The sequence below is a fragment of the Methylobacterium sp. J-072 genome (assembly GCF_022829425.1).
Classification (GTDB): Bacteria; Pseudomonadota; Alphaproteobacteria; order Rhizobiales; family Beijerinckiaceae; genus Methylobacterium.
In genome coordinates this window covers 1-13,682 of record NZ_JAKSYK010000110.1, presented here as the reverse complement: position 1 = coordinate 13,682, position 13,682 = coordinate 1, and the positions used below count along the sequence as shown (strand labels likewise).

Annotated in this window: 10 protein-coding genes; 4 read left to right on the top strand and 6 right to left on the bottom strand. The window is 62.9% G+C overall.

The window, feature by feature from the left end:
• Nucleotides 1-57: 57 nt before the first annotated feature.
• Both MKK67_RS12050 and MKK67_RS12045 read right to left on the bottom strand, forming a co-directional pair.
• Nucleotides 58-741: a recombinase family protein gene (locus tag MKK67_RS12050; protein ID WP_243964947.1), complete on the bottom strand. Its 684-nt coding sequence runs from the start codon at nt 739-741 to the stop codon at nt 58-60.
• A gap of 966 nt (nt 742-1,707) precedes the next feature.
• Nucleotides 1,708-2,535 (bottom strand): 3-keto-5-aminohexanoate cleavage protein, encoded by an 828-nt coding sequence (locus MKK67_RS12045; protein WP_243964939.1) that lies wholly within the window; start codon nt 2,533-2,535, stop codon nt 1,708-1,710.
• Between the two features lie 108 nt (nt 2,536-2,643).
• Between MKK67_RS12045 and MKK67_RS12040 the strand changes: the two genes are divergently transcribed.
• From MKK67_RS12040 to MKK67_RS12030, 3 genes are all read left to right on the top strand, one after another.
• Nucleotides 2,644-3,534 carry a MurR/RpiR family transcriptional regulator gene (locus MKK67_RS12040; protein WP_243964937.1) on the top strand — a complete coding sequence of 297 codons (891 nt, stop codon included), beginning with the start codon at nt 2,644-2,646 and terminating at the stop codon, nt 3,532-3,534.
• Nucleotides 3,531-4,862: an aspartate aminotransferase family protein gene (locus tag MKK67_RS12035; protein ID WP_243964934.1), complete on the top strand. Its 1,332-nt coding sequence runs from the start codon at nt 3,531-3,533 to the stop codon at nt 4,860-4,862. Before MKK67_RS12040 ends, MKK67_RS12035 begins: the two co-directional genes overlap by 4 nt.
• 61 nt (nt 4,863-4,923) lie before the next feature.
• The gene (locus MKK67_RS12030; RefSeq protein WP_243964930.1) at nt 4,924-5,823 is read left to right on the top strand and encodes a transporter substrate-binding domain-containing protein; all 900 of its coding nucleotides are present in this window, start codon (nt 4,924-4,926) and stop codon (nt 5,821-5,823) included.
• A gap of 322 nt (nt 5,824-6,145) precedes the next feature.
• On the opposite strand, the gene MKK67_RS12025 is transcribed toward MKK67_RS12030, so the two are convergent.
• Complete coding sequence (locus MKK67_RS12025; RefSeq protein ID WP_243964927.1) at nt 6,146-7,582, bottom strand: IS1182 family transposase; 1,437 nt, start codon at nt 7,580-7,582, stop codon at nt 6,146-6,148.
• A 91-nt stretch (nt 7,583-7,673) separates the two neighbouring features.
• On the opposite strand from MKK67_RS12025, the gene MKK67_RS12020 reads away from it, so the two are divergent.
• The gene (locus MKK67_RS12020) at nt 7,674-8,048 is read left to right on the top strand and encodes a hypothetical protein (protein ID WP_243964924.1); all 375 of its coding nucleotides are present in this window, start codon (nt 7,674-7,676) and stop codon (nt 8,046-8,048) included.
• A gap of 311 nt (nt 8,049-8,359) precedes the next feature.
• Here the strand turns inward: MKK67_RS12020 and MKK67_RS12015 are convergent, their stop codons facing one another.
• From MKK67_RS12015 to MKK67_RS12005, 3 genes are all read right to left on the bottom strand, one after another.
• A complete protein-coding gene (locus MKK67_RS12015; RefSeq protein WP_243964922.1) occupies nt 8,360-11,086 on the bottom strand; it encodes a DUF5906 domain-containing protein in 2,727 nt (908 codons plus the stop codon).
• 75 nt (nt 11,087-11,161) lie between these two features.
• Nucleotides 11,162-11,584, bottom strand: coding sequence for a hypothetical protein (locus MKK67_RS12010; protein WP_243964911.1), 423 nt, complete (start codon nt 11,582-11,584; stop codon nt 11,162-11,164).
• A 1,330-nt stretch (nt 11,585-12,914) separates the two neighbouring features.
• A partial coding sequence (locus MKK67_RS12005) for a tyrosine-type recombinase/integrase (protein ID WP_243964909.1) occupies nt 12,915-13,682 on the bottom strand: 768 nt, incomplete at its 5' end.

The following is a 13,682-nucleotide window of genomic DNA, read 5'->3' as shown; positions in this document are numbered from 1 at the left end:
CCTCTGGCGTTTCCTCCCTAGACTTGGGCCGCTCGTCATTGGGCGGCCCCTTTTCGTTTAGGCAGCTCGGGACAGAAGCCGACCGACCTGCACGGCTGTCCATTCACCACCCCGAGCGGTCGGCACGCGCCGCGCATTCAACTCGACTGCGATCCCTCGCTGCGAGACCGTGCCCCTCGCCTGGATATCGGCCACCACCGGCAGGATGTTGACCGCGAAGGCGTCGGCCGCCGTCCGGTTCGCGCTGGCGCCCTTGGCCTGCGCCTCGATCAGGTTTGTGCGGTTCCCGAGCGGCACGCCCTGCGCCCGCTTGGCGGCCAGCGCCGCCTTGGTCCGGCTGGCAATCATGGCCCGCTCTTTCTCGGCGAGCGCGGCGTAGACGTGCAGCATGAAGGGATCGGCGTCTGCCCCTAGCTCCGTCACGATGAAGGGCACCCGCTGCGCCATGAGGCCGGCGACAAAGGCCACGTCGCGGGACAGGCGGTCGAGCTTAGCGACCACGACCGGGCACTTCGCCTTGCGTGCTGCAGTGAGGGCGGCGGCCAGCCGCGGCCGGCGGTCCAGGGCGTCGCTGCCCTTGCCTGTCTCGACTTCCTCGAATTCCGCGATCACCATGTAGCCGTTGGCCTGCGCAAACACCTGAATAGCGGCGCGCTGCGCCTCAAGGCCGAGACCGCTCTTGCCCTGTCGATCCGTCGAGACCCGGAGGTAGGCGACCAGGGGGCGAATGGCGTCGGGCATCAGTGTGTCTCGGGCCGCTGTGACAACACAATACGTGCGTATAGGGTTGTTACGCGAGCCCTCGCGAGCCGATTTCTGCACGGCGCTAGCTCAATTCGGCACGCGCCATCCGATCGGAGCGCCGGCCGCTCGCAGTATCGAGCCCCGGCCACGCGAGTAGTGATTTGACAATCGGCAACCACCAGGCCCCGGATGGCCCCCGCATCGCTAATTACCAACAGGGCCCGTAATTATTAATTCCGGCACTAGGGCGCTAATTACCGCGAGCGCCACACCGTACCCTCGGGACCGGACAAGGGTAGGCCCTTTCGGACAAGGGGGGACAAGGGTTTCGTACTGCGGCTGGCGGGCCTCTGCATGGCACGGGCGCGGGCGGAAGCCATATCAGGTCGCGGGCGCATTAGATTTGTACCTCGCCGAAACTCATATCATACAAAAGCTAGTCATAGCAGGTACTTAGTTCAAAATACCCTTGTCCATTTCCTTGTCCATACCCTTGTCCGAACCATGTCCATACCCTTGTTCGTACCCTTGTCCGGTCCTCGGAATGGCGCGCGCCGCTATTTCCGAAGGCGGCGGGCGCTCTGCACATCCCCACGCGAGCTATTTAATTCACCGGCTTGAGCTGATCCGGGCTTTAATTAGCCCGCACTGCCCGATCGGGGCTTAATTCGCAGGACACGGCCGAACAGGGCTTAATTCGCAATAGCGCTCTGTGCGGTGCTTGGTCCTAGTGGTCCAAATCTGACGCTTGGTACCCGCCGCCAAGGGCTGCTCTCGACCCTTCTCAGACCCTCGGAAGGTCCGCTTTGCAGCCGCCTAATGGAGGACGCTCCACGTCCGCGTCGGGTGGTTTCCTGCCCGTCCGCTTCGGGAGGTCGAAGCTACGATACCGGACGTTGGCCAGTTCAAAATGGTCGACCAGGAACGCCCCTTCTCTGCGTGTAGCCACCTGCACACTAGGCTTCAGCACACGGCCCAATCTGAGCGAAGCTCCACCGCAGTCGCCGGCTGACCACCGCATGTAACGACCGTTGCAGACGCGGCGGCGACGAGTTCCGCGTTGTCCCGAGCCGTCCGTCCATCCGGGGTTAGCAGGTTGTTCTCGAAGCCGACGCGGACGTGTCCGCCGAGCAAGGCAGAGGCTGTGACGCAAGCGTTCTCATACCGACCGAAGGCGCAGGTCATCCAATGCCTCGCCCGGGGCTGGTCCGGCGCCAGGAACGGCAGCAAGTCGGACGGGGCCGAGGTCTGGCCTGCGGTGTACCGCCCAAGGACGTAAAGGACCGGCATGGCTTCGAACGGCACCGCTCCGGACGCTTGCAGTGCGGCGAGCCTCACCGCCTCGTCGGCCGCGTAGAGGATGACCTGGGGCACGATGCCCTCGCGGCGCAGCCACTCCATGAAGATCCCGAACGGTTTCTCGGACGCGGCGTCCGGGGCGAGCTCGCGCAGCGCCAGGGACACGGCCTCCGGCCGGACCGCCCGCACCACCGCCATCTGCTCGGCCGGCTGGTAGAGACCCAGGGCCTCGCTTGTGATCTGGATCACCGCCTTGTCGCCCGTGGCGGCCCGGATCGCGTTCGTCGCGTCGGCATAGGCGTCAGCGTCGAGCAGATGTCGACCGTCCGCCCGGCGCACGTGAAGGTGCACCATGCAGGCTCCAGCCTCCACGCACGAAGCGACCGCGTAGGCGTGCTCCGCCGGAGTGAGGGGAATTGCGGGATGGTCGTCCTTCGTCCGGCGTCCACCAGTCGGGGTCACGGCGATGGCGGTCGGGCCTGGAAACGACATCGATGCCTCCTCGGTAGCCAGGATGCCTCACTAAGATACATCCGTTGCATAAAATGATTATTGCAACATTTGTTGCATACAGCTGCGAAGAAGGGTACACAAGCCGCCATGGAACACGGTCCGCTCACGGAACAGATCGTCGGAGCCTTCGAGACCCTCGGGCCTCAGTTGCAGGCGGCCGCACGTTTTGTCCTCGACCAGCCCAACGAGGTCGCACTGCTCTCGATGCGCGAGCAGGCCAAGCGAGCCGGTGTCCAGCCACACACCATGACCCGCCTCGCCCAGCGCCTGGGTCTCGCCGGATACGACGACGTCCGGGCCCTTTACGCCGGGGCCGTCCGCGAAGGTTCGCTCGGGTTCTCCGGCAAGGCCGGGGTGCAAGTCGCCACCCAGCAGGCCAAGGGCGAGCGGGCCCTGGCCGTCGACATCGCCACGTCTGTGGGTGCGCAACTGCAGAGGCTCACGGAGCCACAAGCCCTCGACCGGCTCGTCGCGGCGGCCGACCTGCTGTCCAATGCAGGGCGGATCTATTGCCTCGGCCTACGGTCCTGCCACCCGGTGGTGGCGCAATTCGCCTACGTGATGTCCTTCCTCGGCGAGCGCGCGGTCCTGCTCGATGCGGGGGCCGGCACCGGCCTCGACCCGATCCGCTCTGCGTCCGCGAAGGATGTACTCTTCGTGGCGTCGGTCGCCCCCTACACCCGGGCGACCGTCGAGACGGCCCGCTACGCTCACGATGCCGGCGTGCCGGTCGTCGCCGTGACCGACAGCCCGGTCTCGCCGCTTGCGTCGTTGGCGCGGGAGACCATCCTGGTCCCCGCCGACAGCCCTTCCTTCTTCCATACCGTCGCCCCGGCCCTGGTCGTCGGCGAGATCCTGGCCGCCCTCGTGGCCGGCCGGGGCGGCGATGCCTCGCTCGCCGCGATCAAACGCAGCGAGGCGCAGCTCACCGCCTTCGGCGTCCACTGGTCACCCCCGCCCGCGAGGAGATCGCAATGACCCGCATCCTGCACCGCCAGATCAACGCGAACCTGCGTGTCGCCTCCGGAGGCAAGGGCGTCGAGCTCTTCGACCAGGATGGACGTGGCTACATCGACGCCTCGGGCGGCGCGGCGGTGTCCTGCCTCGGTCATGGGCATCCGGACGTCATCGCCGCGCTCCACGCCCAGGCGGACAAGCTCGCCTACGCCCACACCAGCTTCTTCACTAGCGAGGTGGCCGAAACCCTGGCGGAACGCCTGGTCGCCGATGCGCCGGCCGGCCTGGACTACGTCTATTTCGTCTCGGGCGGCTCGGAGGCCGTCGAGGCCGCGCTCAAGATGGCCCGGCAGTATTTCGTCGAGACCGGGCAGCCGCAGCGCTCCAAGATCATCGCCCGGCGCCAGAGCTACCACGGCAATACACTTGGCGCGCTGGCGACCGGCGGCAACGAATGGCGGCGCGCCCAGTTCAAGCCGCTGCTCGTCGAGACCCATCACATCGACCCCTGCTACGCCTACCGCTATCGGGAAGCCGGCGAGAGCGAGGCCGAGTACGGCGCCCGGGCGGCGCAGGCGTTGGAGGACAAGATCCTCGAACTCGGCCCAGAGACCGTGATGGCCTTCGTGGCCGAGCCGGTCGTCGGGGCGACGGCCGGCGCCGTTCCGGCCGTCCCGGGCTACTTCCGGCGCATCCGCGAGATCTGCGACCGGTACGGTGTGCTGCTCCTCCTCGACGAAGTGATGTGCGGCATGGGCCGCACGGGGACGCTTCACGCCTGCGAGCAGGATGGCATCGCCCCGGACCTGCTGACGGTCGCCAAGGGCCTGGGCGGTGGCTACCAGCCCATCGGCGCGACCTTCCTGACAGGCAAGATCTACGATGCCTTCGCCCAAGGCTCGGGCCTGTTCCAGCACGGGCACACCTACATCTGCCACCCCATGGCCTGCGCGGCAGCACTCGCTGTGCAGGAGGTAATCGCCCGCGACCGTCTTCTCGACAACGTCAAGGTAATGGGCGCCCACCTGAACCGCCGCCTCGGCGAGCGCTTCGGCAATCACCCGCATGTCGGCGACATCCGCGGCCGCGGCCTGTTCATGGGCGTCGAGGTCGTCGAGGATCGCGGCACCAAGGCCCCCTTCGACCCGGCGAAGAAGCTGAACGCACGGATCAAGCGGGAGGCAATGAACCGCGGCTTGGCGGTCTACCCGGCCGGCGGCACCATCGACGGGGCCCGCGGTGACCACGTGCTGCTAGCACCGCCCTTCATCATCGACGCCGCGACCGTGGACACGGTCGTGGAACGCCTCGGCGAAGCAGTCGATGCGGCCATCGCCCAAGCCGCCTGAGAGCGGCGTGACCCAACGACCCGCCATGGGCGAGCTCTGATCCAACCGTAGGAAGCCTGAGATGCGCATTCTTAAAAACGCGGCCATCGCCGCGACGATGACGCTCGCCTTGATGACGGGCGCAAACGCCGAAGCCCTCACCGGAACGCTCAAGAAGGTGAAGGACACCGGCTCCATCACCCTCGGCTACCGGGAGTCCTCGGTGCCGTTCTCATACCTCGACGGAAACCAGAAGCCGGTCGGGTTCTCAATCGACCTATGCGGGAAGGTCGTGGAGGCGGTGAAGAAGAAGCTCGGGATGCCCGACCTGAAGGTCGCCTACAATCCGGTGAACTCGGCGACCCGCCTGCCGCTCGTCGCCAACGGCACGGTCGACCTCGAATGCGGCTCGACCGCCAATCAACTCGCCCGCCAAAAACAGGTCGCCTTCTCGGTCTCGACGTTCGTCGCGCAGTTCAAGTGGCTGACCCGCACCGACAGCGGCATCAACACCCCCGACGACCTCAAGGGTAAGGCCGTCGCGGTCACCGCCGGGACCAACACGGCCCAGTTCCTGAACAAGCTCAACCAGGAGGACGGGCTGAAGCTCTCGATCTCCCAGGGCAAGGACCACGCCGAGAGCTTCCTGCTGGTCGACACGGGACGTGCCGCCGCCTTCATGGAGGATGATATCCTGCTCGCCGGCGTGAAGGCCAACGCCAAGGACCCATCCCGCTTCAAGATCCTCGACAAGGCCTACTCGGCCGACCCCTACGCGCTGATGTTCCGGCGCGAGGATCCCGAGTTCAAAACCCTTGTCGACGAGACCCTGGTCGAGCTGATGAAGTCCGGGGAGTTCACGAAGCTCTACGTCAAATGGTTCGAGACGCCGATCCCGCCGAGGGACCTCAACCTCAACTTCCCGATGTCGGACAAGCTCAAAGAGCTGATCAAGTCGCCGTCCGACAAGGCGAACTCCTGATAGGATGCCGCGGCCGTCGGGTCTGGGAGACCTGACGGCCCTCGCGCCTTTGCCTCTCGAACGCTGTTCGAACAGTGAAGCCTGAAAATGATGGGAATGGCTCAGCCGCTAGCGCGGCGGCCGCGCTTGTCGCAGGATGAGGACAGTCATGACTGTCTGCTTTCCGTCCTGTCGACGGGCACCTTGAGCGACCGAATGGGGTCGTAGGCGGAACGTCCGCTTCCGGACCAGAGGTCAGGGTCCGCTCCCCACCGAGGCTGTGTGAGAACGCATTTGCGGCCTGGAGAGATCTGACAGCGCATCGCGCAGAGGGTCCGGACTTTCAGCCTCGGATGGCTGCGATGAGCGGGCCGGCACCGAGGATCGCGATCACTCGCTTCATGTTGTAGGCGAGAACCTGCAGGCTCATCTCACTGGCCACGTTCTTCAACCCCCGGGTCAGGAAGTGGGTCGCTCCCATCCAGGCTTTGAGGGTGCCGAAGACATGCTCGACCGTCTGGCGGCGGTCACGCATCGCGTTCGGGTTCTCGTCGAGCCGGCGCTGCACGGCTTCCAGCACGTGCTCGTGTTCCCAACGCGTGATGCGACGCTGCTCGGCGGGCGTGCAAAGGTTCTTGATCGGGCAATTCGAACAGGCCGACGTCCAGTACCGCCGTAGGGTCATCCCGTTCTCGATGCTCTCGAAGCGATAGGTCAGCGTCTGGTCCCCCGGGCAGCGATAAGTGTCGTCGCTCGCCTGGTAGACGAAGTCCTGCTTGCCGAATCGGCCCTCGGCCTTCGCACCGGACGTCATCGGCTTTGGCAGGGTGACCGCGATCCCCGCCCGGTCGCAGGCCAGGATCTCCTCACCGGAGAAGTAGCCCCGATCCGCCAGAACCTGGATGGCTTCCTCGCCCGTGGCGGCCTGAGCTTGCCCCGCGATATTAGCGAGCTGAGTGCGGTCGTGGCCGACGTTGGTCACTTCATGGGCGACGACGAGGTGATGCTTCGTGTCCACCGCTGCCTGGACGTTGTAGCCGACGAGCCCGGTGCCCTTGCCGTTCGTCGCCATGGCCCGCGCATCGGGGTCGGTCAGCGAGATCTGTCGGTCTGGCGCGGCCCCGACGAGCGTCTCCATCGCCTGCAGCGCGCGCAGCCGATCCCGGAGTGCAGAGAGCCGCTCCTTCAGGCGCGGGGTCCGAAGCTCTGTCACCTCGGCCTCCTGACGGTCGGCGGTATCGAGGGCCGCGAGGTAGCGCACGATGCTCGTCTCGACCTGCTCGATGCGCCTGCGGACCGCGGCCGGGGTGAAGTTCCGGTCGCGCGTGTTCACGGCCTTGAACCGGCTGCCGTCAACGGCCACGACGCCTCCGGCCAGGAGACCGACCTGTCGGCAGAGCATCACGAAGTGCCGGCAGGTCGCGCGAAGCGCATCCCCGTTCTCGCGTCGGAAGTCCGCGATCGTCTTGAAGTCGGGTGCGAGGCGGCCGATCAGCCACATCAGTTCGACGTTGCGGCCGGCCTCCCGTTCCAAGCGTCGGCTGGAGGGGATCTGGTTCAAGTAGCCGTACAGGTAGAGCTTCAACAGCGTCGCGGGATGATAGCCCGGTCGACCGGTGGCGGCGGGCGTCACGCCGGCAAAGCCGAGGGCCGTGAGATCGAGTTCGTTGACGAACACATCGACGACACGGGTCGGGTTATCCTGGGCGACGTAATCGTCCAGACAGGCAGGAAGCAACGTGACCTGATCACGGTCTGCTGCTTGGACAAAACGTGCCATCTTTCATCTCCCGCCTTGGGAGAAAGACTATCATAATGAGCACGAACCCTGAACAAGAAGATCGCCCATGCACACCGTTCGCATATACGACATGACCGACAGCATGCTTGATTTTGACCTGCGTCATATCCTGGCAGCGCTCGGAGCGCAGGCCATCGAATGCTCATGGATGGTGAGCGGTGTAGCCGCATACGATGCAGCTTTCGATGCGACGGGCGGACAGGCCGGACGTCTCGACGAGCTTGCGACCTCCGGCAGGCGGATCAAGGGAGATCGGCTGCGAGACCTCGCGAACGGAACCCAGCAGGTCATCTGGGGCGAGTTTCAGGCTTACGCGGATGCGAGCGCTACGGTGCCCGTGTTGATCGTGCGCGCCATCGACAGCAGCTTCTACGAGGTCGCCACCAACGACTCGTATGTCCTGCAAAACCTCAGGGCAACCTTCCGCGATGTCAGGTCAGCCTGATCACCAGGCGCTCTTTTCACACAGCCTCCACCCGTTGCAGACCCCGCGACTGGGTACCAAGCGTCAGACTTTGACCACTAGTAGGGTCGGCGACACCAATCCCGCCGGGACGGTCGTGGCCGCCAAGCCACGCGGGAGGGCCGCCCCGGGCATGCGAACCCCCGCCACCGACCAAGCAATACCACCCGGCCGGCAACGCGGCGCCCGCAGCCGCCTCCGGTCTGCGCTGACGGGTATCAAGCATACGAACGACAACGGGCCCCCGAGGCGCCCCGGAGGCCCGCGCATGTCACCAGGACCAGGGGAGGCGCCTACCAGCCGTCCCCGTCGTCCTCAGACGTGAGCGGGTAGGCAAAGGCTGGCAGGGGGTGTTGCGCCGACCGCCAGGGCCGGTCTCGATCCCGCTCCAGGACACTCAGAACCTCACGGCGGTCGGGCAGGACAACCCGCTTAGCCGCGACCGTGCCGTTGATGACGTAAATGGTCGGCAGGCGGCTTTTTCCGTCTGGCGATTTGAAGCTCTTGAGCTTCGTTGCGCGGCTGGCGAAGTACTGTAGGGCCGCCTGTTCCTGGCCGGTCGGAGCCCGTAGGTCGTACCGTTTCCGGTCGTCCACCTTGCCATCGGAATTTCGGCACTCGTTATCGCTCATGTCGGAGGCGAGGCTGGCAAATTCCCGTAGGTCAAATATCTCTCGCCCTGAACTCACCAGCAGCTCAAAGGCCGCCGCAAAATGCCGTTCCGCAGAATTTGGCAAGTCGAGGATTTGGGCCTGTAACTTCGCATTCGAGACCGGCGGCGCCTTTGCCGGGTTGTAGCCGCGAATATCCCGCTCATCCCGCAGATACCGGTAAAATGCGGCCAGGCGCTCAGGTGCCTCGATCACGGCATTCACCCGATCATAATATGCCTGCGAAGGCTTATTCTCGATCGTAATACCGCACCGTGCGTAGAGGATACGCCGGTCGTTTTTCTCGACCTTTAAAGAGGTTTCATAATTCGAGGCGATGACAAATCGGCCGAAATTCTCGACTGTTTGGCTGTCCTTTCCTTTTTTCTCGATCGGCACAAAATCCGCGTCGCCGCTGATATCGACAAATTGCTTCAGGATGGACGTTATCTGCGCCATGGCAGTAGGCGAGGCGCCTTCCGGCAATTCCCGCACGCTGATAATGCGGCACCCCTCAATCCCCGCCAGCGCGAAGCGCCGGGCACCGTCGTTCACCAAGGCATTGCCGTTAATCTGGCCGCCCGTGTTTCGGCCTATGCCGTCGAACATGGTCCGCAGCATCAGAACATACGTGGATTTGCCGACTCCGCTTTCACCTACCAGGAACAGCAGGTTGCCGGGGCGCCTGCCGGTTTTGACCATGTAGGCCAGGGTATCCAGCTCATAATCCACCAGCTCACCGAAAACCCGCCGGATGAATTCCAGCATCGTTTCGGTGTCCTCGCGGGCTTGTCGAGGGTCCGCAGCCTGGTTACGCGCATGGCGGATCGTCTGAGACTGATACCGCAGGTTGAGCTTTTGCGTCGTGGTGCCGTCCGGATTTATCTCGACCACGATTTCCCCACGGTCGTAATTCGGGTGCAGGGTTTCCCCGTTGAAAAAGCTTTTCGGGCTGACCTTTTTCAGGTCTCGGAGCATGGACCAAAAACCGTTATCGTTTGGCTGGTAGCACCCGGTAGCTCGCAATTTCTCGACTGTCGAAATGTCCGTCCAATCGACGCGGTGCATCCATAGATCAAGCCCCCGCACGGCCTTTTCCGGCTTTGCCTTTCGGCGTATCTCACAGACGGGATTATTGGTGGCTAGGTTGACCTGGCCGACAAGGTACTTTTTGCCAAATTCGGCGAGGTATGTTTCTGCACGCGTCCTTTGCTCTTTCGCCTCTTTTTTGTTGGTCTCGATATTTTGCTGGTTCCTTTCGGATATCGGCTCTCGGAAATCGTGCCGTGCGCCTTCGAAGACGCCATGCTCACGGAAAAATAGCTCCAGCGCGTCGCGGCTTGCCTGACGGACGCCCCGGTCGAGGCTGTCCCACGCCTTGTCGAAATACTCCGCGTCGGCCCACCCATCGCGTGTGGCCCAATCCTCAACCCGATCGCGGTTCGCTTCGGCCTCAACCCCCAGCGCGGCCCGGATTTTGGCGAGGACGGACACAAGGTCCTCACGGCTCGGGAAATTGGCTTGCGTATTCGGGATGCTCTCCAGGCCCCGGAAAACCGCCCCCACGGCCATGACAGGTTCGTCCGCGGAATAGTCCCGCAATTCGCCACCGCCGCCGCCTGGGCGGCCTTCTTGCACCTGGCCGCCGGCCGCCTCAATCATCTCGACTAGGACGGCCCGAAACTCGCGCATCCCGGCGTTGTCGGTGCGGGCCAACTCGCCGGCCCCATACAGGTCGCACAGATCATAATCCCTGTCCCACCGGTACGGGCTTCCGCTCGGGTGGATGCCGGTCGCGACGAATTGCTTGCCCTGGCCGATGACATCGAGACCGTGCGGGAAGTCGCCCTCGGGGTCAGTCGGAAGCCAGTAATACAGGCTCCAATTCTGTACTCGCGCATCCGGGTCGTCCGGGTCGGTGCATTCGAAGGCGTAGAGCCGGCGAGGCAATTCCCCGCGAAGCCTTTCCGCCACCAGCACGCCACGGCCGAAAGCCCGCTCCAGCGCACCCCACACTAGCGTGCGGGCGTGGTCACTGGCCGCGTCGCTGTCGATCGCGGGGAAATGCCGCCCGAGCACGCCCACGTTAGGGGTCGGCCAGTCCGCACGCTCGCGCACATCCTGTGCGGTGGCGCCCTCATGGATGTACCGGGCACCTTCGCTGTTATTCGCAAGACCGCACCAGGCCCGCTTGTGCGGAAGGAACTTCCCAGGGGCTTTCCCGAGGTTTTTTGGGTTTAAACCGCCCTTGCCGAAAATCTCGGCATCGTGGGGTGCAATAGGTATTAAGGCTTCCTCAGGAATGCCGGCATCGGTGAAAGGACGTGTGGCCGCGCCGAAACTCGGCATTGACTTGGTATGGGCGTTCATTAGGGTGATTTCCGGTTACGATCATGGATTTTGCAAGAGTCTGTGGTTTGTGCGCCTTGGGGGCGGGGGTTTGTCTTAGCGGGCAGGCCCCCGTTCCGTTTTCTGCGCCTTGATCCCCTCCAGGTGATCCGCCAAAACTCCATTCACAAACCGAATGCGTTCCTCCACATCGGCGAGCGTAACCCCGGGAAGTCTCGGGCGGTCCGCGGCACCATAAGAGACCATTGACTCAAGCAAATCTTCATGAACATCAGCAGTTGGGTCCATCGCCCATGCATACACATGCTCTTTTGGCATTGAATTCGGCCACCTAGATCCCCTGGTACTGGTACCAGCTAGCCTTCGGTCGCGCTCTACGGAAGCTTTGTAAGCCATAGTTGCAGCTAAATTTTGCTGATCTTCTGTCAAATTGTCAGGCGATTTCACGTAGTTTACGCCAGAAATCTCCCGCATCCGGGCAATAATTGTTGACGACAATCTATCTTGGTAATCTGACATGCGAATACCCTCCGCGCAGTAACTCATCTATTTGGAGAGCTGTTGTGCGGGAGGGGCCGTCGCACGGAACGCTCAATCGGTCGGCCAATTAGGTCGATTGATTTCATCAATCATGGTCCATTGACGCATAGAAAGCATCAATGTTTTTGGCTGACATATTTAGCTTAGCCCAAGTCTTCCGTTTGGAAAAGGCCGCCGCAGAATGAGTTGTTGAGCAAACGCATCACCGGCCTGTGCTTTTCCTGGAGTGAATGTTTGGGTTAAATCGCAACCACCCGGATTTAAAAAGGGGCACCCTCAGGCGCCCCCAAAGCCCCTTTACGGGTTGCTTGCGGTGGATGCGGAATTAGTTGGCGCCTAACCCGGCACCGCCATAATTAGCGCCCCGGTCTCTATCGAAAATGCATTTACGTTCGCCACCGTGCGGAAAGCCCACATGCCCGCAGGGATGTGGGGGCACAGGGCAAAGGGGAACCCGCCTATTTCAAGCACCTTCGATGTCCGGGGTGGTTTCCGCGCGAGACGGGTGAGGCCACGGATAATGTCCTCTGCGGGCATTTCCGGGTGGCCGGCGCCTATTACGCCGTCAACTTCATGCGCACGGGCGCGCTTCGTCAGCACCCGGGAACTCTCAATACCGGGTGAGTGCAGCGAGCTACGGGGCTTGCCCCAATTGGGGGACCTGGCCTTTCGGCGGTCGAGCCAAGTTGGGGATGATGCAGGCAGGCGCCCAAATTCTTCGCACGGCGTGTTGCGCGGACCGTCTATCTCGTTTTCCATAATCTCAGCCGTTCCCTTGTCTTTCCCAAGGCTGCGGTCAGGCGCGCGCTCTGTGTGTTCAGCACGGGGGCGCGCCGCTTAAATGCCCTTCATGCGGGCTGCACTCAGTCGGCGTGTGTGGTCGCTGAAAAGACGGCGGCGGGGGAATGTTCATCCCCGCGTCCCGGCCGTTGTCGGGATGAAAGCCGTAATTTGGCCGACTATCAGCCGGCACGCTGCGCGTTGAAGTCGATTAACGCACCCTGGCGCCACCCGAGCTTTCGACCGCCTAGCTTCACGGGTTTTGGCACCTTGCCGGTGCGGTACAAGCGCCGCCAGTGCGGGAGAGAGAAGTTGCAAAAGGCCGCGGCCTCAGCTGCACCCACGACCCGGTTTAGGGCGATCTGGGCGGCAACCTCTGGCGATAATCCTTCCAGGTATGTGTGGACCATTCAAGCGCTCCAAAGCATCGCGCCGGGGCGATGTGGGAGGCATCATAAGCGAGCAACAGGCATTAATGCAACTATTTAAAGTTGTAGTCTGCATGTTGCCGATTGTCAAAGCTGAAAAATTACTTGAGTTGGTCTGAGACGAATTTCGACCATGCCTCTAAGGCCTGTCTTTTTTCGCTGGCGTAGGTCGCTCGATTATAAACACCTGCCACACCCATTCTCGCGGGTCCGGTAATATGATTTACAACGGCCTCCACCACGTGCGGCAAAATCCCAAGGTACTCATTCATTTGCGTGACCAGCGTTCGACGTAAATCGTGCAGTCGCCAAGGGGGAATTCCAGGCGTGCCCTCGCCGGAAAACCAAATTCGGAATTCATTGATGCGTTTGTCCAGCGACATTTTCGAGCGAGACCAACCCTGAAAAGGACCGCTAGCGTCGCCAAAAAGAAAATCTCGGCCAGCCTTCATCGGCACAGCCTCAATGATTGCCATGGCCCCGGAGGACAGCGGCACGTCGTGCGGCAAACCATTTTTGGTACGCACGCGAGGCAGGCGCCATATCTTCTCGGCTCGGTCGATTTCGGACCAGCGCATGCCGCCAACCTCATTTCGGCGCTGACCTGTCAGCAAAAGAAGTCGGACAATCCGCCCATGGTCGTCGTCACGACAGGCGTTCCAAACATCGCGAAGTTCGGCTTGCGTCAGCACCCGCGTCCGGCTGGTTTCCTCAATCGATTTCCCTGTTGCGGCGACAGGGTTTGCCTCGGCGTACCCCTGGCGCATCGCCCACGAAAACAACGCTGAGAGGCAAGTGCGTCCACGATTCGCCGCGTGGGGGCCATGCTTCTCTGCAACCGAATTTAACCAGGCAGCCACGTCACGCCG